The organism is Micromonospora sp. NPDC003197, from assembly GCF_053590565.1.
Window position 1 is genome coordinate 280,199 of record NZ_JBSFTE010000003.1, and the last position, 23,147, is coordinate 303,345.

Genomic DNA, 23,147 nt, shown 5'->3' on the forward strand with positions numbered 1-23,147 from the left:
TCACCCTGGAACCTTAACGACCACCGTACGGGCGAACTTGTCGTGGAGGCACTGCTGGTAGGGCTTGTCCCACAGTTGCCAGAGCCCGTCGATGTAGTTCAACCCGGGCACCAGCCCCGAACCCTGCTGCACCAGGAGCCGGCGTACGGCTGCGCCCCGGGTCAGCGTCAGGGCCGGGTCCAGCGGGACGATCTTGATCTTAATGAGCTTCTTGCCGGTGGTCTGCCCGGTACGGAACATCATCTCGACGTAGTAGATGTAGGCAGCTGTCAGGCTGATTGCGAAGACGGCCGCATACATCAACAGCATCGGCAGTAGGAAGTCGCCGAAGAAGTCCGGTGCGATGAGGGTGCCGTCGGCCGTGACCTCGGAGGAGTCTGGAATGATCGCCATGATATAGATGATCATCACGGGGATTGCTGCCACCATCGCGACCCCGCCGAGGATGGCGGAGTCGATCAGGAGCGCCAACAGGCGGTCGCCGAAGCTGGCCAACGGCTGACCGGCCGGGCTGACCGGCGGCGGAGGCGGCATCGGCTGCCCGAAACCGGGGGCTCCGAAGCCCGGCTGGCTGCCGTACCCCGCCGGGGGGTGACCCGGCGGGGGCGGCGGAGCGCTCGGACCGGGGTACGCCCCGGCGGGCGGAACGGCGGGGTACGAGGGGGGCTGCGTCACGCCGACAGTGTTACAGGTTGCCGCGACGTTCCTGTTCCCGCTCGATGGCTTCGAAGAGCGCCTTGAAGTTGCCCTTGCCGAAGCCGAGCGAGCCATGCCGCTCGATCAGCTCGAAGAAGACCGTGGGTCGGTCCTGCACCGGCTTGGTGAAGATCTGGAGCAGGTAGCCGTCCTCGTCCCGGTCGACCAGGATCTTGCGGTCCTTCAGTTCCTCGATCGGCACTCGGACCTGGCCGATGCGTTCCCGCAGCTCGGGGTCGTCGTAGTAGGAGTCCGGGGTGTCCAGGAACTCGACTCCGGCGGCCCGCATCACGTCCACGGTGGCCAGGATGTCGTTGGTGGCCAGAGCGATGTGCTGCGCCCCCGGCCCCTGGTAGAACTCCAGGTACTCGTCGATCTGCGACTTCTTCCGGGCGACCGCCGGCTCGTTGAGCGGGAACTTCACCTTGCGGGTGCCGTTGGCCACCACCTTGCTCATCAGCGCCGAGTAGTCGGTGGCGATGTCGTCGCCGATGAACTCGGCCATGTTGGTGAAGCCCATGACCCGCTTGTAGAACTCCACCCAGTCGTCCATCTTGCCCAGCTCGACGTTGCCGACGATGTGGTCGACAGCCTGGAAGAAGCGCTTCGGCTGGAGGCCGGCGGCGATGGCCGGCTGCCGGTCGACGATCGGCCCACGGGCGACGAAGCCGGGCAGGAACGGGCCGGTGTAGCGGGACCGGTCGATCAGCGTGTGCCGGGTGTCGCCGTACGTGTCGATGGCGGCGAACCGGACCGTGCCGTGCTCGTCGGTGAGTTCGGTGGGTTCCGTCCGCCCGGTGGCCCCCTGGGCGAGGGCGTGCGCGTACGCGGCGTCGACGTCCGGCACCTCCAGCGCGATGTCGACGACCCCGTCGCTGTGCTTGGTCACGTGTGCGGCACCGGGTGCGTCCGGCCGGACCGCGCCGGTGAAGACGAACCGGGCCGAGCCGCTGGTGAGGACGTACTCGGCGTAGTCGCGATAGCCCTGCTCGGGACCGCGGTAGGCGACACAGGTCATCCCGAACGCGGTGGAGTAGTAGTGGGCGGCCTGCTTGGCGTTGCCGACCATGAAGACGACATGGTCGAGGCCCTTCACCGGGAAGGGGTCGCGGGTGATGTCGTGGTCGACCGCGCCGATCAGTCGGTCGACGTCCACCTCGTCGGTGCTGTGGGGTCGGTCAAGCGCGCTGGTCATCGGCCACTCCCTCCATCCACCGCCCGCCAAATGTCTCGGCGTCCGGTATGCCGTCTTGTGGGGAGGATCGCGGGACGGGTGTGAACTGTGCAACTGTCAGGTAAACCAATGGTCAGTTTGTACATTCAGTACGGTAGGTGCCTGTGAATCATGTGCAGGATGTCCAGCTGGATCAGCTTGACGTCGACCTGATCGAGCTGCTCTCGGCGGAACCCCGGATCGGGGTGCTGGAGTGTTCCCGGCGACTGCGGGTGGCCCGGGGGACGGTCCAGGCGCGGCTGGACAAGCTGCTGGCCCGAGGGGTCATCGACGGTTTCGGGCCGGAGATCTCGCCAGCCGCGATCGGCTTCGGGGTGACGTCGTTCGTCACGTTGGAGATCAGTCAGCGGCATGGGCACGAGGCGGTCGCTGCCCACCTGTCGGAGATCCCCGAGGTGCTGGAGGCGCACACCATCACCGGGTCGAGTGACCTGCTCTGCCGGATCGTGGCCCGCTCCAACACCGACCTGCAGCGGGTGATCGACCAGATCCTGTCGTACGAGGGCATCGGCCGGGCCTCGACCATCATCGCGCTGGCGGAGCAGATCCCGTACCGGGTGTTGCCGTTGGCCCGATCCACGCTGGCGGCCGAATCGGCAAATGGCGACAAAGTTCGCAATAGTGACGACACGGGCGGCCAGCCTTAGCGCTTACAGACCTGAGCCGTCGTTACGGTGACCGGGTGGCGAAGGGGAGCGCCAAAAGCCGGCGCGTGAAGGGCTTTCTCGCCCTCGCGTTGGTGGCGCTTGTCGCCCTGGCCGCGACCGGCGTCTGGAACCCGTTTCCGGACGTCTGGCAGTGGGTCAACCGTAGCGAGCCGCTCTCCGAGCCGGATGGCGTCTGGCAGCAGCGGGTGGACGGCACCCCGAAGAGCGTCACGATCGCCGGCAACACCGTCGTGGTCGAACACCGTACGTCGGTGGAGGCGCGCAGCCTCGCCACCGGCGTACGCCTGTGGGACCGCAAGGCGGACTGGGTCGCGGTGGCCGGTGGCGAGCGAGACCCGGTCATCGCCGTCGGAAAGCTGCTGGTCAAAGGTTACGAGCTGATCGACCCGGAGACCGGTGCGGTACGCCGCAAGGACAACCGGGCGATCGCCGTCTGGACGTACCGCAACGCCCTGCTCGACGCCCGGTGCCCAGAGGCCCGGGAATGCACCCTGACCGCCTGGGACCCCCGGGGGGAGAAGCCGCTCTGGACGGCCTTCCTGCCCGGAGTCAGCGCCGGATTCTTTGCCGACAACCCGGAGCTGCTGGGCACCCGACGACTCACCACCGACGGCGTGCACCCGGAGGCCGGTGGTCCGGAGCTGATGCCGGGGCTGGTGGCCTTTCCCGTCGACGGCCGGGTGCACGTCGTCGAGACCGCCACCGGGCGGCTGGTGCAGGACCTCAAGGTCGACAGCGACGCCCGGCTCGTGGCGGTCGGCGGCCGGGTACTGCGCATCCAAGCCCGATCCGCAGACGGCACCTGCTATTTCACCGTCACCGCACAGGACCCGATCACCGGTCAGGAGGTCTGGCGACGGGCCGGGATCAACCTGCGTACCGCCAACGGGTCCGGCTGCGTACAGCGGGAGGATCCGCAGGGCGGCCGGAGCGTCATCGTCGGCGTCGGTCCGGACACCCGGGAGGCGGTCGTCGACGGGTACAACGGACGCTACCTCTGGGTGGGGGCGGAGGGCGAGAAACTGCTCGCCGTCGACGACCGGTACGCGCTGGCCCGAAGCGCGGACAAGGCGGCGGTCACCGGACGTACGCTGCCCAGCGGGCGGTCCCAATGGACCCGACCCATCAACCCCGACGGCGGGGCGGCGCTCGCCCGCGAGGTGGCGGTGATCGTGGACCGGAAACCGAACCGCATCGTCGTCCTGGATCCCCGTACCGGCCACGAGCTGCTGAACCTCCGTTCGTCGGCGGAGGTGCTCGCGGTGGGTCCGGCCGGTCTGGTCATCGGCGAGGGTCGGGACATCAGCTACGTACGGTTCGGCGCTCCGCTGGCCCCACCCGGCGGCACCGATTCCGCCCCCGAAGTGCCCGATGACGGTGCACCGCCGGACGGAAGCGGCACCGATGGCGGTGGTAAGGACGGCGGCGGCAAGGACGGCTGAGAGCACCGTCCCAGGAGTGACCGGCGGGTACGACTCCGCCAGCACCCTGCCCTAGGCTTTGCGGTTATGAGTAGTGCCGCCGACTTCTCCTACGCCCCTCTGCTGCCAACGGGTGGCGACCAGACCGAATATCGCCTGGTCACCGACGAGGGTGTCGACGTAGTACATGGTCCGGGTGGCCGGCGGTTCCTCACCGTGGAACCCGCCGCGCTGACCGCGCTGACCGCCGAGGCGATGCACGACATCGCGCACTACCTGCGTCCGGCGCACCTGGCCCAACTCCGGGCCATCATCGACGATCCGGCCGCGTCGCCGAATGACCGGTTCGTGGCGCTCGACCTGCTCCGCAACGCCAACATCGCGGCCGGTGGCGTACTGCCGATGTGCCAGGACACCGGCACCGCGATCGTGATGGGCAAGCGCGGCCGGCACGTACTCACCGACGGCATGGACGCGGAAGCGATCAGCCGAGGCGTCTACCAGGCGTACACCCGGCTCAACCTGCGCTACTCGCAGCTCGCCCCGATCACCATGTGGGAGGAGCGCAACACCGGCAGCAACCTGCCCGCGCAGGTGGAGCTCTACGCCGAGGACCCGGACGGGCACCCCGATGCGTACAAGTTCCTCTTCATGGCCAAGGGCGGCGGTTCGGCCAACAAGTCGTACCTCTACCAGGAGACCAAGGCACTGCTGAACCCCACGCGGATGATGCAGTTCCTGGAGGAGAAGCTGCGGCTGATCGGCACCTCGGCCTGCCCGCCGTACCACCTGGCGATCGTCATCGGTGGCACCTCGGCCGAGTTCGCGCTCAAGACCGCCAAGTACGCCAGCGCGAAGTACCTCGACAACCTGCCCACCTCCGGTTCGATGCAGGCACACGGCTTCCGGGACCTGGAGCTGGAGGCACAGGTCCTGGAGCTGACCCGCCAGTTCGGCATCGGCGCGCAGTTCGGCGGACGATACTTCTGCCACGACGTACGGGTGGTCCGGTTGCCCCGGCACGGTGCCTCCTGCCCGGTGGCGATCGCCGTCTCCTGCTCGGCCGATCGGCAGGCGGTTGCGAAGATCACCCCGTCCGGGGTGTGGCTGGAGCGCCTCGAAACCGACCCGGCCCGCTTCCTGCCGGACGTCACCGACGCCCAACTGGACCATTCCGCCGAGGTGGTACGCGTCGACCTCAACCGGCCGATGGACGAGATCCGGGCCGAGCTGTCGAAGTACCCGGTGAAGACCCGACTGTCGCTGACCGGCCCGCTGGTGGTGGCCCGGGACATCGCCCACGCCAAGATCGCCGAACGGTTGGACGCCGGCGAGCCGATGCCGCAGTACCTGCGTGACCACGCGGTCTACTACGCCGGTCCGGCCAAGACCCCCGAGGGCTACGCCTCCGGCTCGTTCGGGCCGACCACCGCCGGCCGGATGGACGCGTACGTGGAGAAGTTCCAGGCGGCCGGCGGCTCGCAGGTGATGCTCGCCAAGGGCAACCGCTCGGCGCAGGTGACTCGCTCCTGCCAGCAGCACGGCGGCTTCTACCTCGGCTCCATCGGCGGCCCGGCCGCCCGGCTGGCCCAGGACTGCATCAAACACGTCGAGGTCCTGGAATACCCGGAGCTGGGCATGGAGGCGGTCTGGAAAATTGAGGTCGAGGACTTTCCCGCCTTCATCGTGGTCGACGACAAGGGCAACGACTTCTTCGCCGAGGTCACCAAGCCGGTCCTGACCGTCGGCCGCCGCTGAGCGTACCTGCGTACTTGCCGGAGCCCTCGGTCATCGTGCCGGGGGCTCCACCATGTTCGGAGGTTGCCGACGCTGGTGTCGGACCGGTGTGTTCGGGTCACCTCCAGCAGTAGTCCGACTCGTACCCGTACAGCGCCGTCACGCCGTTCCCCCGGTCGAGAGCGGAGAGGGTAAGAGCCTGTACGGGGACCGTGACTCGCTGCCACGTCGAGCCGCTACCCGCGTCCATCAACACCTCGACCGTCCCTTTGCTCGGTAAATCGCGCGGGCCGACCACCAGGATCGTCATGAGATTCGCCTTCCGCTCGGGCACTGCCTGCCTGAGATTCGTTCCCCTTGGGCAGTCCGCGCGTTGTGGTCTGTCGGCAACCACCACAGGGGATGGGTCGTAGCTCCGGCCTGGGTGTTTGGGGCATGACCAAACCGAGCGCTGGGTACACGATGTCGCCGAAATATCGCCCAGTGCGACGACAATCGAGACGACATTTCGGCGACATCCACAGCGACATTTCGACGTCATTGGCGATAGGCTCACCAAGTGGAGATCACGCCAAACGCAACGCTGCGGGCCGTGCGAATGGGCCTGCTGATGAGCCAAGACGACTTCGCGCGAGCGCTTCGAGAGGCTGGCGACCGGGCCGGCGTGCCCAACGACGCATCCAAGCGTCTGGTCCAGCGCTGGGAGGCCGGGGTCATCACGACGCCTCGGCCGGCGTACGCGCGCGCCCTGGAGGCTGCCACCGGCTTACCGATCAGCGCGCTGGGCTTCAGCGTGGCCGTCCCCCAGGTTCACGTCTCAGACGATGGGCAGGGCGGCCACGACGTGGAGTCCACCGAGTCGGCCAGACCAGTGTCGAACGGTGGGCCGGCCCCTCGTACCGCCCCGGCCGGCAACTACTCAGGTGTGTGGCTGTCCCGGTACCAGTACTTCAGTTCGGGGCGAGACGACATGTTCACCGGCCTGCACTATGCGGTCATGCTTCAGCACGGCGACCGGATCACCGTACGCTCCCTGCCGCGATCGTCGGACTCGCCGCTGACCATGGATCTGACCGTGGACGGAAACGTCATTACTGGCACGTGGGTGGAGCAAACCGCGACGGAGGGCTATTACCGGGGGGCGCGTTATCACGGCGCGATCCAGCTTTTGGCCGAGCCGACCAGGCGCCGGTTGGCCGGCAAGTGGGTGGGCTTCGGCAAGGAGATGGACGTGAACACCGGTCCGTGGGAGTTGATCTTCCAGGACGCGAGCACGAACAAGGCGACGCTGGCCAAGTACGACCGGCGGCCCGAGTCGGATTGAGCCCCCGCCCTGTTGACGGTTGAGCCGTTCGCGACTCGTTCGGGCCGACCGCCGCCGGCCGGATGGACGCGTACGTGGAGAAGTTAACGTCGTGGGCAGAAAACCTGGAATCTTGACTTGCACATGGGGCTGCACTTGAAAAGCCAGGGTTAGTTTTCAAGTTTTTTGTGATTTACTTTAAATCGTGGATGACGCTATGTTCCGATCGTCACCTGTGGGGTCACTTGTCCGGATCGACGGGTGGGACCCTCGGTTCCAAGAGAGCTACGAGTGCTCAGCCTTCATCCCTGATCCACTGCCGACCAAGCTCGACCTAGCACAAGAGACCTACCTGGCAGTCACTCAGGCAGCCGTTGCTGTGGCTCGCCTTGACCAAGCCGCCTTCCGGCTACCCAACCCCGGACTCCTCGCGCGTCCAGCAATTCGACAGGAGGCCGTCAGTACGTCGGCGCTCGAAGGTACCTATGCGGCACTTGATGACGTCCTTGAGGCAGACTTCCTCAATCGCAACCAGCTCACCGCTTCGGTCGCGGAGGTCCACAACTACGTCGAGGCTGCAGAGCTCGCGTTCGAGTGGATCAAGGACAAGCCTGTCACGGTTGGCATGGTTGAGCAGCTGCAGAAGATCCTTGTGCGAGGGACCCGTGGCGATTCACAAGACGCCGGGCGGATCCGGACAACCCAGGTATTCATCGGCGCCGACGGTGGCCGGGTGAACGAGGCACGCTTCGTGCCGTCGCCTCCGGGGGATCAGCTACGCGCCGGCATCGACGGTTGGGCGTCGTGGCTTATGGCCGAAGACACGATCCCATTGGTGATCAAGATGGCTCTGGGCCACTACCAGTTCGAGACCCTGCATCCCTTCAACGACGGTAATGGCCGGCTCGGTCGCCTTGTGTGTGTCCTACAGCTGGCTCACCTGGGTGAACTGCGTGTGCCAGTGCTGAACCTCTCTCCCTGGCTCGAAAGCAGACGGCGTCAGTACCAGGACCACCTGTTCTCCGTCAGCGCCACCGGCGACTTCGAACCCTGGATCCGGTTCTTCTCCGAGGCCGTACGCGCGCAGGCGGTTCGCGGGGTCGAGAAGATCGATGCGCTGCACGACTGGCGAGATGAGGCGCTGACTCAGCTGCTTGATGCTGACGTTCGCGGTGTGGCCGTGCGGATCGTCGAGGACCTGCTCGGGTACCCATTGATCACGGCGACACCTACCGCCGAAAGATACGGGGTCTCGTACCAGGCTGTGAACACAGCGATCAGGCGCCTTGTTCAGCTGGGGATTCTGGAGGAACGCACAGGCCGAAAGTACGGGCGCGTCTTTGCGGCACGAAGGGTCTTGAGCATCATCAACGCCCCTTGAGCCTTGAACTGGCGGCAGTGGTACACCAAACAGGCTGAGCAAACCTGCCGTGGCTGCACTACCCAAGTGTTGTCACCTTCCTGCGGGTCCGGGCCGGGCGCGGCAGGATGGAACGCGTGACGACTCCTGAGGCAACCGGCTACCGGATCGAACGCGACACGATGGGCGAGGTCGAGGTGCCCGCCGAGGCACTGTGGCGGGCCCAGACCCAACGTGCCGTGCAGAACTTCCCGATCTCCGGGCGTGGCCTGGAACCGGCGCACATCCGGGCGCTGGCCCAGATCAAGGGGGCTGCCGCCCTGGTCAACGCCGAACTTGGCGTGATCGACACCGACGTGGCCGGGGCGATCGCCACCGCCGCCGCGCACGTGGCCGACGGCACCTACGACGACCACTTTCCGATCGACGTGTTCCAGACCGGGTCAGGCACCTCGTCGAACATGAACGCCAACGAGGTCATCGCCACCCTGGCCGCCCGGGAACTGGGCCGCGAGGTGCACCCCAACGACGACGTGAACGCCTCACAGTCCAGCAACGACGTCTTCCCGTCCTCGATCCACCTGGCGGCCACCCAGGCGGTCGTACACGATCTGTTGCCCGCGCTGAATCATCTCGGCGATGCGTTGGCGACCAAGGCCGACGAGTTCGCCGTGATCGTGAAGGCCGGGCGGACGCACCTGATGGACGCCACCCCGGTCACCCTCGGCCAGGAGTTCGGCGGGTACGCCACCCAGGTGCGCTACGGCATCGAACGGCTGGAGTCCTGCCTGCCCCGGCTGGCCGAGCTGCCGTTGGGCGGCACCGCCGTCGGCACCGGGATCAACACGCCGCTCGGCTTCGCCGCCCGGGTGGTCGCCAAGCTCCGCGAGGAGACCGGGCTGCCGGTGACCGAGGCACGTAACCACTTCGAGGCACAGGGTGCCAGGGATGCCCTGGTGGAGGCCTCCGGTCAGCTTCGTACCATCGCGGTCGGCCTCTACAAGATCGCCAACGACATCCGGTGGATGGGGTCCGGTCCGCGTACCGGCCTGCGCGAGTTGCAGATCCCCGACCTCCAGCCCGGGTCGTCGATCATGCCCGGCAAGGTGAACCCGGTGGTCTGTGAAGCCGTACGCCAGGTCTGCGCGCAGGTGATCGGCAACGATGCGACGATCGCGTTCGCCGGTTCACAGGGCGACTTCGAGCTGAACGTGATGCTTCCGGTGATGGCCCGCAACCTGCTCGAATCCATCCGCCTGCTGGCCTCGTCGAGCCGGTTGCTCGCCGACCGCTGCGTGGTCGATCTGGTCGCCAACGTCGAGGTCTGCCTGGCGTACGCGGAGGGCTCGCCCTCCATCGTGACCCCGCTCAACCGTCACCTCGGGTACGACGAGGCAGCCTCGATCGCCAAGGAGGCGTTGGCGAATGAGGCGACCATTCGGTCGGTGGTGCTCGCCCGGGGACATGTCGACTCCGGACGTCTTACCGAACGGCAACTGGATGAGGCGCTGGACGTACTCCGAATGACCCACCCCTGACCCGCTCCCGAGCCTGTCCCTGAGTGGAAAGGTCAACAATCCGGACAGCCCTCTAGCGCGCTGCGGCCTGATCAGGTGTGATGCTCCCACTAACCCCCAACGAGAGGATCCTCTGTGGTGAGCAGAAGATTCACCGCTGGAGCCGTCGCGGCCGCGACGACTCTCGCCTTCCTGGTTACCGCGCCCGCCGGCCCGGTTACCGCCGCGCCGGCCACCATCACCGAGTACACCGTGGTGGCCGAGGATGGCGTCTCCGCCGACGCGGCCATCGCCGCCATTCAGGCTGCCGGCGGCACGGTGGTGTCCCGTACCGACGGTGTGGGCATGTACCAGGTCACCAGTGACCGCAGCGACTTCGCGAGCCGGGTCACCGCGGCCGACGCGCTGGTCGGTGCCGCTGAGAAGAACCCCATCGGCTGGGCCCCGAAGAAGAAGATGGACCGGGTCGAGCAGGAGAACCTGCAGGCTGCGGCAGCGGCTGCGGCCAAGGGCGCCAAGTCCACCAAGGGCAAGAAGCCCGGCACCAAGATGGACCCGCTCGACGAGAAGCTGTGGGGTCTGGAGATGATGCGGGCCGACGAGGCCCGTAAGAAGGAGCCCGGCAAGAAGGGCGTCACCGTCGGCATCCTGGACACCGGAGTCGACGCCAGCAACCCGGACATCGCCCCCAACTTCAGCTGGTCGCTGTCGCGTAACTTCGCACCGGACATCGAGGAGATCGACGGTCCGTGCGAGGTGGCCAGCTGCCTCGACCCGGTCGGTACGGACGACGGCGGGCACGGCACGCACGTCGCGGGTAGCGTCGGTGCCGCCGCCAACGGCGTCGGTCTCTCCGGTGTCGCGCCGAACGTGACGCTGGTTGGCCTCAAGGGTGGCCAGGACTCTGGCTACTTCTTCCTCGACCCGGTGGTCAACGCCCTGGTGCACGCCGCCGACGTCGGGCTCGACGTGGTCAACATGTCGTTCTACGTCGACCCGTGGGCGTACAACTGCCTGAACAACCCGGCGGACTCGCCGGAGGAGCAGGCAGCGCAGCAGGCAACCATCCGGGCGATGCACCGGGCGCTCGACTACGCGCACAACCGGGGTGTGACCCTGATCGGCGCGCTCGGCAACGCCAACGAGGACCTGGGCGCGCCGCACGATGACACCTCCAGCCCGAACTACGGTGGCACGCCGCGGCTCCGGCAGATCGACAACAGCAGCTGCTGGGACCTGCCGATCGAGGGCCCGCACGTGATCGGGGTCTCCTCCATCGGCCCGTCCGGCAAGAAGGCGGACTTCTCCAACTACGGCACCGAGCAGATCTCGGTCGCCGCGCCGGGTGGCTGGTTCCGTGACGGGTACGGGACGCCGAGCTTCCGTACCGACGCCAACATGATCCTCTCGACCTACCCGAAGAAGGTCCTCCAGGAGGAGGGTTCGGTCGACGCGGACGGCAACATCGTGCCGGGCTTCGAGGAGTCGGTGTTCAAGGACTGCACCGCCAGTGGTGAGTGTGGCTACTACACCTACCTCCAGGGCACCTCGATGGCCGCACCGCACGCCTCGGGTGTCGCGGCGCTGATCGTCAGCAAGTTCGGCAAGCGTGACGTTCGGCGGGGCGGTCTGACCCTGGACCCGAACAAGGTGGAGAACCACCTGTACCGCACGGCCGCCGAGCACGCCTGCCCGACGCCGCGCCTGCAGCAGTACCGCAACGAGGGCCGGGACGAGTCGTACGACGCGTACTGCGAAGGCGACGAGAACTTCAACGGCTTCTACGGGTACGGCATCGTCGACGCGTACGCGGCGGTGACCACCCCGTTGCAGCCCTGGAAGCGGCCGTAGCTCCACCGCACCGAGCTAGCTTCACCGCGCTGAATAGTTGATCAAGAGGTTTGCGTCACCGACGGGGGCTCCGGTGACGCAAACCTCTTGATCAACCCGGAAGGGAAACGGTCAGGACAGGGCGCGGCTGACTGCTTGGGCGGCTGACCGGACCTGCTCGCCGACAGCGGCGATGTCCAGCGGGGCGAGGGCCACCACTCCGACACTCGCCTCCAGGCCGGGTACGCCGAGCACTGGCGCGGCCACTCCGTACGCGCCGGGTTGTAGCTCGCCGCTGGTCGCCACCGGCCGGGACTGGCCGGCTCGACCGGCCAGGATGGCCTGACCGGCGGCCCCCCGGTCCAGGGGGTGCCGCGATCCGGTCCGGTACGCCACGTGGAACGCGGTCCAACTCGGCTCGACCACCGCGAGCGCCACGCCCTCGCCGCCCTCCACCACCGTCAGGTGCGCGGTCGCCCCGGCCTGCTCGGCGAGCCGCCGCAGGGCCGGTAGCGCCCCCTCGGCGAGCAGCGGCTGGGCCCGCCGGGCCAGGTGCAGCACTCCGACTCCGAGCCGTAGCCGGCCAGCACCGTCCCGGCGGAGCATGCCGTGCCCGGTGAGCGGGCCGACGAGCCGGTAGACCACGGCCCGACCGACGCCGAGCCGGGCTGCCGCCTCGGTGACGGTGAGCCCGTTCGGTGCGTCGGCGACCAGGTGTAGCAGCCGTAACCCTCGGTCGAGGGTTTGTGCGGTTTCGCCGGCTCGGTCCGCGGTTTCCACAGCAGGCAGCGTACGACCGTGCAGGGCAATCATCGGAAAGCGTGACCGTTACCCTTGTACGGTGACGCTACGCCTGTATGACACCGCCACCAGATCGGTGCGGGACTTCGTCCCGCAGGAACCCGGCAAGGTGGGGATCTACCTGTGTGGTCTCACTGTCCAGTCTCCGCCACATATTGGCCACCTTCGTTCCGGCGTGAACTATGACGTACTGCGTCGCTGGTTCCTGCGCACCGGTTACGAGGTCACGTTCATTCGCAACATCACCGACATCGACGACAAGATCCTGGCCAAGTCGGTGGAGCAGGGCCGACCGTTCTGGTCGATCGCCTACACCAATGAGGTGATCCTCGGTGCCGCCTACCGGACCCTCAACGTGCTGCCGCCGACGTACGAGCCACGGGCGACCGGGCACATCCTGGAGATGCAGGAGCTGATCCAGAAGCTGATCGCCGACGGGCACGCCTACCCGGCCGAGGACGGCTCCGGCGACGTCTACTTCGACGTCCTGTCCTACCCCGAATATGGTGCCCTGTCCGGTCAGCGCCCCGAGGCGATGCAGGCCGCCGGGGATGCCCCCGAACGGGGCAAACGGGACCCGCGTGACTTCGCGCTGTGGAAGGGGATCAAGCCCGAGGAGCCGGCCGACGCGTCCTGGCCGTCGCCATGGGGGCCCGGCCGACCGGGCTGGCACATTGAGTGCTCGGCGATGTGCTGGCGTTACCTCGGGGCCGAGTTCGACATCCACGGTGGCGGGGTCGACCTGACCTTTCCGCACCACGAGAACGAGATCGCCCAGTCGAAGGCGGCCGGGCTGCCGTTCGCCCGCTACTGGGTGCACCACGGGCTGCTCAACCTCGGCGAGACCAAGATGAGCAAGTCCCTGGGTAACGTCCTCGACCTCGTGCATGTGGCCGCACTCGGCATCCGCCCCGTCGAGCTGCGCTACTACCTCGTCGCGCCGCACTACCGGTCCCGGATCGATTACTCCGACGAGTCGCTGCGCGAGGCGGCGGTCGCGTACCGGCGGATCGAGGGGTTCGTGCGCCGCGCGGCGGAACACCTCGGCCCTGGCGAGATTCTGGGCGCCGAGGGTGGCCAGCCGACCGGTGATCTTCCGGCGGCGTTCGGCGCGGCCATGGACGACGACCTGAACACCTCGGCCGCGCTGGCTGTGCTGCACGACACCGTACGGGACGGCAACCTGGCGCTGGCCGACGGCGACGACGCCGCTGCCCGTACCGCGCTGGTGGCGGTTCGGGGGATGCTGGATATCCTCGGTGTCGACCCCCTCGACGAATCCTGGTCCGGTGACGGCCAGGAGGACAGCCTGCGCGGCGTGGTCGACGCGTTGATCGCGTTGGCGCTGGAGCAGCGCACCCAGGCACGGGCTCGCAAGGACTGGGCCGCCGCCGACGCGGTGCGCGACCAGCTCAAGCAGGCCGGTGTGGTGGTCGAGGACACCCCGCAGGGACCCCGTTGGACAATCGGAGAGCAGGACTGATGGCCGGCAATTCGCAGCGCCGTGGCCGGCGTGCCACCCCGAAGAAGGGCGCCGCCGCCGGCTCCGGTGGCAAGAACCGAGGCAGCCTCACCGGCCGGGGCAGGACCCTGCCCGCCGACGAGCGGCCGTGGCACAAGGGCTACTCGGGCACCGAGAAGCTGCCGCAGCGCACCGCCTGGAAGCAGGAGAAGGAGCGTCGCGCCGCCGCCGAGGAAGGCCGGGCACCGAAGGTCGGTACGCCGGGCGCGAAGGACACCACCTGGGGGGCCGGCTCGGCCACCGGCAAGGGCGGCCGGGGTACGGGCGCTGCCCGTACCGGTGGTCGGGGTGCCGCACCCGCCCGAGGCGCAGGCGGCCGAGGTACGGGCGGCAAGGTGCCCACCCGGACCGGTCCGCGGGTCGCGCCCGGCCGCAAGTCCATGCCGGCCAAGGACGCCCCCGAGCTGCTCGTCGGGCGTAACCCGGTGCTGGAGGCGCTGCGCGCGAACGTGCCGGCAACCGCGCTGTACGTCGCCCAGGGCATCGAGATCGACGACCGGGTCAACGAGGTGGTCCGCACCTCGGCGGACCGGGGCATCGCGATCCTGGAGATCAGCCGGGCCGAGTTGGACCGGATGACCGGTGGCGTGCTGCACCAGGGCGTGGGCCTGCAGGTGCCGCCGTTCGCGTACGAACAGTTCGAGGACCTGATCGCGGCGGCTCTGGAACAGCCCGCCCCGCTGCTCGTCGCCCTGGACGGGGTCACCGACCCGCGTAACCTCGGCGCGGTGATCCGTTCGGCGGCGGCCTTCGGCGCCCAGGGGGTCTTCGTACCGGAGCGGCGGGCCGCCGGCATCACCGCCACCGCATGGCGGACCAGCGCCGGTGCCGCCGCCCGGGTGCCGGTCAGTCAGGTGACCAACCTGACCCGCGCGATCAAGGCCTGCCAGCAGGCCGGCTTCATGGTGGTCGGGCTGGACGCCGACGGTGAGACCGACCTCTACGACCTGGAGGTCGCGGTCGGCCCGCTCGTGGTGGTGGTCGGTTCGGAGGGCCGGGGCCTGTCCCGCCTGGTCGGGGAGACCTGTGACCTGCGGGTCGGCATTCCGATGGCCTCGACGGTGGAGTCACTCAACGCCAGCGTCGCCGCCGCCGTGACCCTGGCCGAGGTGGCCCGCCGCCGTACCGCCGCCTGACCCGTACCAGCAGTTTGCCTGACCCGTACCGGCAGCCCGCCTGACCATCCGATCAGTGGACTGGTCAGGCGGGCTGCGTCCTCCCCGTAACATGCAATGCCGGGCATCCCCTCGCCCCGGAGGAGACGGCACATGGCATGGCAGGCCGGCGGTTACGCGATCGGCGTCGACCTTGGTACGTCCAACATCGTGGCGGTGCTCCGCTGGCCGGACGGTCGTACCCGACCGTTGCTCTTCGACGGGCAGCCGATCATGCCGGCGGGTGTCTACCTGGACGAGCAGGGCCGGCTGCACGTCGGGCGGGACGCCGCCCGGCTCGCCCAGACCGACCCGGGGCGCTACGAGCCCAACCCGAAACGGCGTGTCGACGAGCCAGCGGTCCTGCTCGGCGACCGTGAAGTGCCCACTGTGGACCTACTCGGTGCGCTGCTGCGTGCGGTGGCGCAGGCAGCGGTTGAGGCGGTCGGGTTCCTGCCGCCCGCCGTGCTCACCTACCCGGCGAGTTGGGGCGTACGCCGACGCGAGGTGCTGGCCACTGCGGTGAGCCGGGCGGGCTGGCCCCCGGCCGACCCGACCACGACCCCCAGCGGGGCGGCCGGTGCGTTCGGCGGCACTGTGCTGGTGCCCGAGCCGGTCGCGGCGGCCCGCTACTTCGCCGACGTGCTGCGTCGCCCGGTGCCGGTCGGTGCCGCCATCGCCGTCTACGACTTCGGCGGTGGCACTCTGGACATCGCGCTGGTCCGCAACGAGGGCGTCGACCGGACCGGACGGGCCCGGTTCGCTGTGATCGGCTCAGGTGGGCTCGCCGAGCTGGGCGGACTCGACCTGGATGCGGCCATCGTCGAGCACCTGGGTGCGCTTATCGCCGCCACCGACCCACAGGCGCGGCAGCGGCTGATCCTGCCGGAGACGACGGCCCAGTGGCGGGACCGGCGTCGGTTCTGGGACGACGTACGCGGTGCGAAGGAGATGCTGTCCCGCGCCACCGTGGCCCCGATCGCGGTGCCCGGGGTGGAGCAGGCGCTCCACCTCACCCGTGACGAGTTGGAGCGGCTCGGCACGCCATTGCTGCGCCGAGGAGTGGCCGAGGCGGCCTCGGTGATCACACAGGCGGGGCTGGTCCCACACCAGCTCGCCGGACTCTTCCTTGTCGGTGGTTCGAGCCGGGTGCCCCTGGTTGCCCGGCTGCTGCACGCCGAACTCGGTGTCGCGCCGACCGTGCTGGAACAGCCGGAACTTCCGGTAGCCGAGGGATCCTTGGCGGAACTGGCCGTCCTGGCGGGCAGCCCGCCTGCGGGTGTCGGCGCGCCGCGGGTCGGCGTACCTCCGTCCGCGCCGGCTGGCGTGCCCCCGGTATCGCCCGGCGGCGTACCCCCCGTCCCGCCGTCCGCTGCGCCACCGGCTTCCGGGCTGCGCGGCCTGGTACGACGCCGGTCGGTCTGGATCGGAGCGGGTGCCGCGCTGGCCCTGGTCGGCGTGGTGGCCGCCGCCGTCCTCTACTTCACCCGGAACAGCTACGCCGAGATCGCCTTCCAGCCGTTCAGTGAGATCGGCGCGGTGCAGACCGGCGACGAGCAACCGACCCGAATGAGTACGGCGCTCGTCGGGGACCGGGCCTATCTCGCCTACGAGCGTGACGACGACCGGTTGCAGGTGATCGCAACCGAGGTTGGGTCGGCCAAGGAACTGTGGAAGTACGAGACGAGCAGTACCGCCAACCAGTGGGTCGGCATCTATGCGGTCCGGGACAAGGGCATCGGAATCCTTGCCGCTGAGTCGAGCGACAAGAAACCCCGCGATCTGATCGTCATCGACCCGACCAGCAAGGGGCGGGAACTGTGGAAACGCAGCGTCACCGGTAACGACTCCATCTTCTTCTACGAAGAGGTGGTGGTGATCGCCGACCGGACCACCCACCAACTGGTCGGGCTCAACCTGCGTACCGGGAAACAGACGTGGGCGACGGACCTGCCGAAGGACAGCCGGGGCGAGAGTGACGTGTCGGTCTATCGGGTGACGACGACCGAGATGCTGGGCGGTCCGAGTCATGCCGCAGCCGGGACCCATGACCCGTACCACGGTGACGAGCAGCGGCTCGTGCAGATCGGTGGGGACCGGCAGGTTACGGTCATTGACGCGAAGTCCGGTGCGAAGCTGAAGAGCCGCCCCAACGTCGCTGATGTCGACGACTACGTGGTCGCCCATGACGGCCGGCTCTTTGTCGCGCCGAAGGATGGCGGCTACCGCCTGGTGTCGTACGACCTGGCGAGCATGGGTGAGCCGACCAGCCTCTACACCGCGCCGAACAAGGAACACACGGCGAAGGCGCTGGTGGCCTGCGGCCAGGATCGGGTGTGCCTGTTGGAGCGGAAGGGGTACGAGGCGGCCAACACCGAACTGGTAGCGGTCAGCGCTGACAAGGACGTCCAGCCGTGGCGTAAGCCCGCGCCCTCAGCGGAGACCATCCTGTCCGTGGGCGAGCACATCATCACCCGTACGGCCGGGTTGCCGGTCAAGACCACCGTCTTCAAGCCGGACGGCGGGCAGTTGCTGTCCCGGGAGGGCCGGTCGGTACGCGTGGACGGGGGAAACCTGCTGCACTTCGCCGAGAACCTGTCGGACTATCCGGACAACGTCACCGTTGCCGGTCTGCCGGTCGGCTCGGGCGACAAGCCGATCGAGCTGGGACAGTTGACGGAGGTTCGGTCGTCGAGCTGTTCGTGGAACACGTCGGTCATTGTTTGCGGCGCGAAGGCGAAGTTCGTCTTCGTACGGTTCGCCGACGCCTGAGCCAGGACCCGAGCGTCGGCGACCTGATTGAGAGACGGAAAAGGGCGGTCCGCCGATCGCGGACCGCCCTCTCTCCGTACGCGATTCAGATGCGCTTGCCGGTCACGGCGTGGAAGGCGTGGTTGCGGCCGGCGCGGGGCTTGACGTAGACGGTGTCGCCCATGTTGGGCATGTGCTGCCGGTCGGTACGGACGACGAACCGCTCCGAGGCACCGTCGAGCGCGGCGTGCCCGTAGATGTTGGCGTCCGAGCCCAGGTCCTCGACCAGCTCGACGACGACCGGCATGCCGCCCTCGGTCGGGCTGACCAGTTCACAGTCCTCGGGACGGAAGCCAACGGTCACCTTGCCGTCGCCGTCCTCGGCCTTGGCTGCGGCCACCTGCTCCCGGGTGAGCGGTACGACCATCTCGGCGAAGAGGGCACCGTCGTCGGTCAGGGAGACCGTCTTGATGTTCATCGCGGGCGAGCCCATGAACCCGGCGACGAAGACGTTGGACGGGGTGTCGTAGAGCGCCCGGGGGGTGTCCACCTGCTGGAGTACGCCGTCGAGCATGACCGCGACCCGGTGGCCCATGGTCATGGCCTCGATCTGGTCGTGGGTGACGTAGACGGTGGTGACGCCGAGCTTGGCCTGCAACGACGCGATCTGGGTACGGGTCTGTACCCGGAGCTTGGCGTCGAGGTTGGACAGCGGCTCGTCCATGAGGAAGACCTGGGGCTCCCGGACGATGGCCCGGCCCATCGCGACCCGCTGGCGCTGACCGCCGGAGAGGGCCTTGGGCTTACGGCCGAGGTACTCCTCCAACTGGAGCAGGGCTGCGGCTTCCTTGACCCGCCGGTCGATCTCGGACTTTGAGGTCTTGCGCAGCTTGAGCGCGAAGGCCATGTTCTCGTAGACCGTCATGTGCGGGTAGAGCGCGTAGTTCTGGAAGACCATCGCGATGTCGCGGGCCTTCGGCGGGAGGTGGGTGACGTCCCGGTCGTCGATGTGGATCGAGCCCCGGTCGACGTCCTCCAGGCCGGCGAGCATGCGCAGGCTGGTGGACTTGCCGCAACCGGAGGGGCCGACGAGGACGAGGAACTCGCCGTCGCCGATTTCGAGGTCGAGCTCGTTGACCGCAGGCCGTTCGGAGCCGGGGTAGATCCGGCTGGCCTTCGAGTAGGTGACCGTAGCCATCGCTGGGTGCTTCCTTTCACCGGCAGGAACGTGCCGGACGATCCGAGTGGAAGGAGCGGCCGGCACGTGGTGTGCCGGTCTCACGGGACACTCCGGGCGACCAGGGGGCAGCTTCGGAGTGTCGTTCGTGTCACGTCACCGTAAACGCCGTTGGCTCAGCTGCCAAGGTCAGGTCCGGTTTCTTGGACGCACCGCATTCACAATTCGGTCATCCGAGCACGGCAGGACATCAATTGCCATCGGGGTCGTTGCGCTGCGTGACGGGCTGTAGTGCCAGCGGTACGCCGTAGCAGATGATCTTTTCCGCCAGGGCCCCTGGTTGCCGTGATATCCGGACGTCAGTAGCTATGCTGACGTCGAACGCAGCGCCCCTGTAGCTCAGTTGGCCAGAGCACTCGCCTTGTAAGCGAGATGTCGCCGGTTCGATCCCGGCCGGGGGCTCCAACCAGATCAGGGCTTCCGGGCGTTGGCCGGGACCGAACCAGACGCCTTGACAGCCACGATGACAGCAACCGGCTTCACGATAGCCGCCCATCGAGCTTGCCGATGGCTTGGCACATCGCGTCGAGGTTCGCATGCGCGTAGACCTTCAGTGTGATCTTCAGGTCTGTATGCCGGGCGATGGCCTGACCGACGTGCGGCGGTACGCCCAGCTCCATCAGCAGGGAGACGACCGCGTGCCGCAGGTCGTGCAGTCGTTCGCGTTCGGCCCGTTGGCGTTCCGAATCAGTCGTCAGCGCTCCGCCTGTCACGCAAGCGCCGCCGGCGATCGGACAGGGCCGTCGTTCACTGCCCGAGAGGGCGGTAGCGGAGGTGTACGACGCCGTTTCGGAATCGACGCTCATCGAGGAGCTCAAGGTCGGTGCGCATGCCGGTCGGCAGCCCTGGCTTGCCCCCGCCGACGACGATGGGCAGGATGAACAGCTGGCACTCGTCGACCAGCCCGGCCTTGAACGCCTGCGTCGCGAGGTTGGCACCTCCTACGGTGAGATCGCTGCTGGCCGTGGCCTTCAGTTCCTGTACCGCGGCGGGGTCGAACCGGCGTTCGAGTCGGGTGTCGGCAGTTGACACGGCAGCGAGGGTCGTGGAGTACACGACTTTGCTCGCCGCCTGCCAGGCACTCGCGAAGTCGGCCATGAGGTCGGACTGAGCGGCCAGGGTGGCGTCGGTCTCCCAGACGGCCATCGCCTCGTACAGGCGCCGCCCGTAGAGAAACGTGCCCACAGACCGCAGGAGGTCGGTGGTGAACGCGAATACCTCGTCATCGATAGGGAACCAGTCGAACGCGCCGCGTTCGTCCTCGATATAGCCGTCAAGCGACACGTTCGTCACGTAAATCAGCTTTGCCATGCCTCTACCTCTCGATAATCGGCTGCAACAGCCTGGGCATTCATCAGCGTCGCGTCCAGCTTGGTAAACGCTTGGCGCCAACCCTCCTCGCTGGGGTGCGCCAGATGTTCGGGGAGCCACTGGCGGATCTCCAGTCGCGTCCGTCCGTCAGCCTCCTCGTAGAACTCGACCCGCAGTCTCGTCTCGAACGGCTCGATGCCCTCCTGCAGCCGGCCACTGACGTGCATGACGCCTTCGAGTAGTTCGCCGTCGGCGACGTCGGTGAGGTCGACGTGGACGTGCACACGAAGCTCGGGTTCGGCCGCATTGACCTCTGTCCACCGTTGAAAGCCGCCGGGGCGTACGTCGAACTCAATCTCATCGCGCGGCAGTGAGTTGCCGACCGGACCCCACCACGCCGCCAAGTGGTCGGGATCGGTGAAGGCTCGGTAGACGAGCTCCCGCGGCGCGTCGATCACACGCGAGATGGCGATCTGCGGAGTTTTCGTTTTCATTCGAGCTCCCTGGGGTCGTCGACCATCCGGTCCGTTGCCCGTCCGGCGGCCTGCACCGCAGCGAGGTGGGCATCGAGGCGGGTGAGGGACGAGTCCCAGAACCGCCGGTAGCGCTCGATCCAGTCGGCCGCCTCGCGCAGCGGGGCAGCCTCGAGACGGCTCGCACGCCACTTGCCCGACCGCGACCGCGAGATGAGCGCGGCGCGCTCGAGCACTTTCAGGTGCCGTGACACCGCCGGCATCGAGATCGACAGAGGAGCGGTGAGCTCGGTGACCGTGGCGTCGCGTGTAGCCAACTCGGCGATGATCGCCCGTCGAGTCGGGTCGGACAGCGCTGAGAACACCGCGCTGAGCTGATCGGTGCCAGCCATCGGAAGCTCCCTTCACTTAACCACCATGTTAAGCGTATTGAGGTGCGAGTGATGTTGTCAATGAACGGGTCGCCAGGTCGGCTCGGTCCCGCCACCAGCGCTGACGTGTGGCCGAACAACCTGCGGCAAGACGGTGCACAGTCATCCAATAAGGTCGCCTCGGCATCGGGCTACAACAAGATCACCCGGCACAGATCCGGCATAACTGAGGCCGAAAACGCGTGTAGAACGCTGGAAGGCGGTGAAGGATTGCCACCATGGTCAGCGGCCGGATCATGTGTGTACTGCGGTGGCGGTCAGGGGCCGCTGTCATGGCCATGTGCGTTTCGGGCGCGAACGGCGGCCTCCAACCGTAGGCCAGTACCGACGAGGACGAGCAGCAAGGCAAGCATGAACGGACGATCGGTGGTGGTGCCGAGGGTCAACGCGGCGATGAGCAGGCCGACGACGATGGCGGCCGTGCCGACGTCCCGCAGAGTGATGGTGATGAACACGCCGCTGAGTGTGTCAGGGCAGCCGTTCGCTCGCCGTCCTGCCGCTGACCGTGCGATTCGGCAATCATCTGGTCGAACGCGATTGTCAGGCATGTCCCGCGACAGGACACTATGGCCGGAGCGTAGTTCGAACTATGGCGAGCGGCTGCAACCGAACGACCTGGGCCGTCCAGCAGTCAGACGATTCGGTCGCGAGCTCTGCCTTACAGCTGCACACCAAGTTGGGGCCGTCGAGACCGTCGAGGCCGCAGCAGCCGTTACGGCGACCGGCGTTCGGGTGCAGACGGCGCACAAGTAGGTCGTCTGGATTGATCAGGACAGCGTCCTGGGGCCCTGCGGAGACCGGGAGTTGCTTGTCCGTGGCGCTCGGTACGCGAGGTGGCCCGAACGGGTCGGCCTCGACTGCGAACTTGCCCGCTGGCACCCATGCCGGACATGGCTCGTCCTCTTGTAGCTCAGACGGCGTGACCGGTTCCGGCAACTCCGCGAACGGCATCTCGTCCAGGTCATTCGTCAGGGGAGTTTTGCAGCGACGGCACGCGAACACTGTCATGGAGCGATCATTGCGCGGTTGCCGACTCCATGGAAGGTTGGCACCATCGGGTTGCTCGTTCAGCGGGCGCTCAGAAACTCCTCGGCCGCGTTCCGAGCCGTACGCGCCAAATCCTGATCGCTTTCTTCGTTTGCCATGCGTGACAGCGGCTCCAGGTAGGCAGCCCCCCACCATGGGTTGTAGGTGGTTGCCCAGATCGCAGCCTCTCGCACCATCGGCGAGTCGCTTTTCATCGCGGCGGTTATCTCAGTGAAGAACGCGTTGTCGAATTCGGTAGGAGAGCCGATGCCTGCCTGAAGCACCGCGTACGCAGCGTCCTCGGGGTCTGCGGCCCTCTGGACAGCCTGCAGCAACTCCGAGGGTCGAATGGTGTTCAATGCCTGCTCCGCCAGCTCAGTAGTCATCCGAACCACATTCGGGTCGGTGCCCCTGATCGTCACGTAGACAGTGTCGGAGAGCATGTCCTCCATGTAGTTCAGCACGATGCCCGGTCTTGCGTACCAGGTGACCTGGCGGGGTGACCATCGTTCCCGGTCTTCCGGGTAGTCGTGCCGCCGTGGCCAGCCTAGGCGCGTCGCTGCGAAGGCTTCAACGGACTCTTCGTCATCACCGTCGCGAAGCACGAGCCTACGGCTGTTGCGCATCTCGCCTGCTTCACTCATTTGCAGCCCCAAATCAGTACGGCCCGTCGGC

General features: G+C 67.6%; 21 protein-coding genes and 1 tRNA gene. 11 read left to right on the top strand and 11 right to left on the bottom strand.

Features of this window, described 5'->3' with window-relative positions; genetic code table 11:
* Both ACWDV4_RS05330 and hppD read right to left on the bottom strand, forming a co-directional pair.
* The gene (locus ACWDV4_RS05330; RefSeq protein WP_449975028.1) at positions 1-675 is read right to left on the bottom strand and encodes an RDD family protein; all 675 of its coding nucleotides are present in this window, start codon (positions 673-675) and stop codon (positions 1-3) included.
* A 10-nt stretch (positions 676-685) separates the two neighbouring features.
* Positions 686-1,891: a 4-hydroxyphenylpyruvate dioxygenase gene (hppD, locus tag ACWDV4_RS05335; protein ID WP_449975030.1), complete on the bottom strand. Its 1,206-nt coding sequence runs from the start codon at positions 1,889-1,891 to the stop codon at positions 686-688.
* A 143-nt stretch (positions 1,892-2,034) separates the two neighbouring features.
* Here hppD and ACWDV4_RS05340 point away from each other — a divergent pair, with 143 nt between their 5' ends.
* The 3 genes from ACWDV4_RS05340 to ACWDV4_RS05350 all read left to right on the top strand — a co-directional run bounded on the left by ACWDV4_RS05340 (position 2,035) and on the right by ACWDV4_RS05350 (position 5,777).
* Positions 2,035-2,577 carry an Lrp/AsnC family transcriptional regulator gene (locus ACWDV4_RS05340; RefSeq protein WP_449975032.1) on the top strand — a complete coding sequence of 181 codons (543 nt, stop codon included), beginning with the start codon at positions 2,035-2,037 and terminating at the stop codon, positions 2,575-2,577.
* Between the two features lie 35 nt (positions 2,578-2,612).
* Positions 2,613-4,040 carry an outer membrane protein assembly factor BamB family protein gene (locus ACWDV4_RS05345; protein ID WP_449975034.1) on the top strand — a complete coding sequence of 476 codons (1,428 nt, stop codon included), beginning with the start codon at positions 2,613-2,615 and terminating at the stop codon, positions 4,038-4,040.
* 66 nt (positions 4,041-4,106) lie between these two features.
* Positions 4,107-5,777 (top strand): fumarate hydratase, encoded by a 1,671-nt coding sequence (locus ACWDV4_RS05350; RefSeq protein ID WP_449975036.1) that lies wholly within the window; start codon positions 4,107-4,109, stop codon positions 5,775-5,777.
* Positions 5,778-5,874: 97 nt separating this feature from the next.
* On the opposite strand, the gene ACWDV4_RS05355 is transcribed toward ACWDV4_RS05350, so the two are convergent.
* The gene (locus ACWDV4_RS05355) at positions 5,875-6,066 is read right to left on the bottom strand and encodes a hypothetical protein (RefSeq protein ID WP_449975038.1); all 192 of its coding nucleotides are present in this window, start codon (positions 6,064-6,066) and stop codon (positions 5,875-5,877) included.
* Positions 6,067-6,354: 288 nt separating this feature from the next.
* On the opposite strand from ACWDV4_RS05355, the gene ACWDV4_RS05360 reads away from it, so the two are divergent.
* From ACWDV4_RS05360 to ACWDV4_RS05375, 4 genes are all read left to right on the top strand, one after another.
* Positions 6,355-7,080, top strand: a complete 726-nt coding sequence (locus ACWDV4_RS05360; RefSeq protein ID WP_449975163.1) for an XRE family transcriptional regulator — start codon at positions 6,355-6,357, stop codon at positions 7,078-7,080.
* A 184-nt stretch (positions 7,081-7,264) separates the two neighbouring features.
* Complete coding sequence (locus tag ACWDV4_RS05365; RefSeq protein WP_449975039.1) at positions 7,265-8,440, top strand: Fic family protein; 1,176 nt, start codon at positions 7,265-7,267, stop codon at positions 8,438-8,440.
* Between the two features lie 116 nt (positions 8,441-8,556).
* Positions 8,557-9,957, top strand: coding sequence for a class II fumarate hydratase (locus ACWDV4_RS05370; protein WP_449975041.1), 1,401 nt, complete (start codon positions 8,557-8,559; stop codon positions 9,955-9,957).
* Between the two features lie 117 nt (positions 9,958-10,074).
* Positions 10,075-11,787: a S8 family serine peptidase gene (locus tag ACWDV4_RS05375; protein ID WP_449975043.1), complete on the top strand. Its 1,713-nt coding sequence runs from the start codon at positions 10,075-10,077 to the stop codon at positions 11,785-11,787.
* Between the two features lie 111 nt (positions 11,788-11,898).
* Here the strand turns inward: ACWDV4_RS05375 and ACWDV4_RS05380 are convergent, their stop codons facing one another.
* The gene (locus tag ACWDV4_RS05380; RefSeq protein ID WP_449975044.1) at positions 11,899-12,546 is read right to left on the bottom strand and encodes an IclR family transcriptional regulator; all 648 of its coding nucleotides are present in this window, start codon (positions 12,544-12,546) and stop codon (positions 11,899-11,901) included.
* Between the two features lie 61 nt (positions 12,547-12,607).
* Here ACWDV4_RS05380 and cysS point away from each other — a divergent pair, with 61 nt between their 5' ends.
* The 3 genes from cysS (at position 12,608) to ACWDV4_RS05395 (ending at position 18,015) form a co-directional block, all read left to right on the top strand.
* Positions 12,608-14,050, top strand: coding sequence for a cysteine--tRNA ligase (cysS, locus tag ACWDV4_RS05385; protein ID WP_449975046.1), 1,443 nt, complete (start codon positions 12,608-12,610; stop codon positions 14,048-14,050).
* The gene (gene rlmB, locus ACWDV4_RS05390) at positions 14,050-15,225 is read left to right on the top strand and encodes a 23S rRNA (guanosine(2251)-2'-O)-methyltransferase RlmB (RefSeq protein ID WP_449975048.1); all 1,176 of its coding nucleotides are present in this window, start codon (positions 14,050-14,052) and stop codon (positions 15,223-15,225) included. The genes cysS and rlmB overlap by 1 nt, the downstream gene beginning before the upstream one ends.
* Positions 15,226-15,357: 132 nt before the next feature.
* Positions 15,358-18,015, top strand: coding sequence for an Hsp70 family protein (locus ACWDV4_RS05395; RefSeq protein WP_449975050.1), 2,658 nt, complete (start codon positions 15,358-15,360; stop codon positions 18,013-18,015).
* Positions 18,016-18,100: 85 nt separating this feature from the next.
* On the opposite strand, the gene ACWDV4_RS05400 is transcribed toward ACWDV4_RS05395, so the two are convergent.
* The gene (locus ACWDV4_RS05400) at positions 18,101-19,192 is read right to left on the bottom strand and encodes an ABC transporter ATP-binding protein (protein WP_449975051.1); all 1,092 of its coding nucleotides are present in this window, start codon (positions 19,190-19,192) and stop codon (positions 18,101-18,103) included.
* Between the two features lie 367 nt (positions 19,193-19,559).
* Here ACWDV4_RS05400 and ACWDV4_RS05405 point away from each other — a divergent pair.
* A tRNA-Thr gene (locus ACWDV4_RS05405) sits at positions 19,560-19,636 on the top strand.
* Positions 19,637-19,710: 74 nt separating this feature from the next.
* Here ACWDV4_RS05405 and ACWDV4_RS05410 read toward each other — a convergent pair.
* From ACWDV4_RS05410 to ACWDV4_RS05435, 6 genes are all read right to left on the bottom strand, one after another.
* The gene (locus ACWDV4_RS05410; protein WP_449975053.1) at positions 19,711-19,944 is read right to left on the bottom strand and encodes a tyrosine-type recombinase/integrase; all 234 of its coding nucleotides are present in this window, start codon (positions 19,942-19,944) and stop codon (positions 19,711-19,713) included.
* A 34-nt stretch (positions 19,945-19,978) separates the two neighbouring features.
* The gene (locus ACWDV4_RS05415; RefSeq protein WP_449975055.1) at positions 19,979-20,542 is read right to left on the bottom strand and encodes a dihydrofolate reductase family protein; all 564 of its coding nucleotides are present in this window, start codon (positions 20,540-20,542) and stop codon (positions 19,979-19,981) included.
* Positions 20,530-21,036 (bottom strand): SRPBCC family protein, encoded by a 507-nt coding sequence (locus tag ACWDV4_RS05420; protein WP_449975057.1) that lies wholly within the window; start codon positions 21,034-21,036, stop codon positions 20,530-20,532. The genes ACWDV4_RS05415 and ACWDV4_RS05420 overlap by 13 nt, the downstream gene beginning before the upstream one ends.
* On the bottom strand, positions 21,033-21,407 hold the full coding sequence (locus ACWDV4_RS05425; RefSeq protein WP_449975059.1) for an ArsR/SmtB family transcription factor: 375 nt from the start codon (positions 21,405-21,407) through the stop codon (positions 21,033-21,035). Before ACWDV4_RS05425 ends, ACWDV4_RS05420 begins: the two co-directional genes overlap by 4 nt.
* 296 nt (positions 21,408-21,703) lie before the next feature.
* Entirely contained in the window at positions 21,704-21,901 is a 198-nt protein-coding gene (locus tag ACWDV4_RS05430; protein ID WP_449975060.1) for a hypothetical protein, read from the bottom strand.
* A gap of 612 nt (positions 21,902-22,513) precedes the next feature.
* Positions 22,514-23,116: a hypothetical protein gene (locus ACWDV4_RS05435; RefSeq protein ID WP_449975061.1), complete on the bottom strand. Its 603-nt coding sequence runs from the start codon at positions 23,114-23,116 to the stop codon at positions 22,514-22,516.
* Between the last annotated feature and the right edge of the window lie 31 nt (positions 23,117-23,147).

What these genes read in the sequence shown, in the direction of transcription:
- hppD (WP_449975030.1), bottom strand. Translation starts at nt 1,891, where the DNA reads ATGACCAGCGCGCTTGACCGACCCCACAGCACCGACGAGGTGGACGTC.
- ACWDV4_RS05350 (WP_449975036.1), top strand. Translation starts at nt 4,107, where the DNA reads ATGAGTAGTGCCGCCGACTTCTCCTACGCCCCTCTGCTGCCAACGGGT.
- ACWDV4_RS05355 (WP_449975038.1), bottom strand. Translation starts at nt 6,066, where the DNA reads ATGACGATCCTGGTGGTCGGCCCGCGCGATTTACCGAGCAAAGGGACG.
- ACWDV4_RS05360 (WP_449975163.1), top strand. Translation starts at nt 6,355, where the DNA reads ATGGGCCTGCTGATGAGCCAAGACGACTTCGCGCGAGCGCTTCGAGAG.
- rlmB (WP_449975048.1), top strand. Translation starts at nt 14,050, where the DNA reads ATGGCCGGCAATTCGCAGCGCCGTGGCCGGCGTGCCACCCCGAAGAAG.
- ACWDV4_RS05395 (WP_449975050.1), top strand. Translation starts at nt 15,358, where the DNA reads ATGGCATGGCAGGCCGGCGGTTACGCGATCGGCGTCGACCTTGGTACG.
- ACWDV4_RS05400 (WP_449975051.1), bottom strand. Translation starts at nt 19,192, where the DNA reads ATGGCTACGGTCACCTACTCGAAGGCCAGCCGGATCTACCCCGGCTCC.
- ACWDV4_RS05415 (WP_449975055.1), bottom strand. Translation starts at nt 20,542, where the DNA reads ATGGCAAAGCTGATTTACGTGACGAACGTGTCGCTTGACGGCTATATC.
- ACWDV4_RS05420 (WP_449975057.1), bottom strand. Translation starts at nt 21,036, where the DNA reads ATGAAAACGAAAACTCCGCAGATCGCCATCTCGCGTGTGATCGACGCG.
- ACWDV4_RS05425 (WP_449975059.1), bottom strand. Translation starts at nt 21,407, where the DNA reads ATGGCTGGCACCGATCAGCTCAGCGCGGTGTTCTCAGCGCTGTCCGAC.
- ACWDV4_RS05435 (WP_449975061.1), bottom strand. Translation starts at nt 23,116, where the DNA reads ATGAGTGAAGCAGGCGAGATGCGCAACAGCCGTAGGCTCGTGCTTCGC.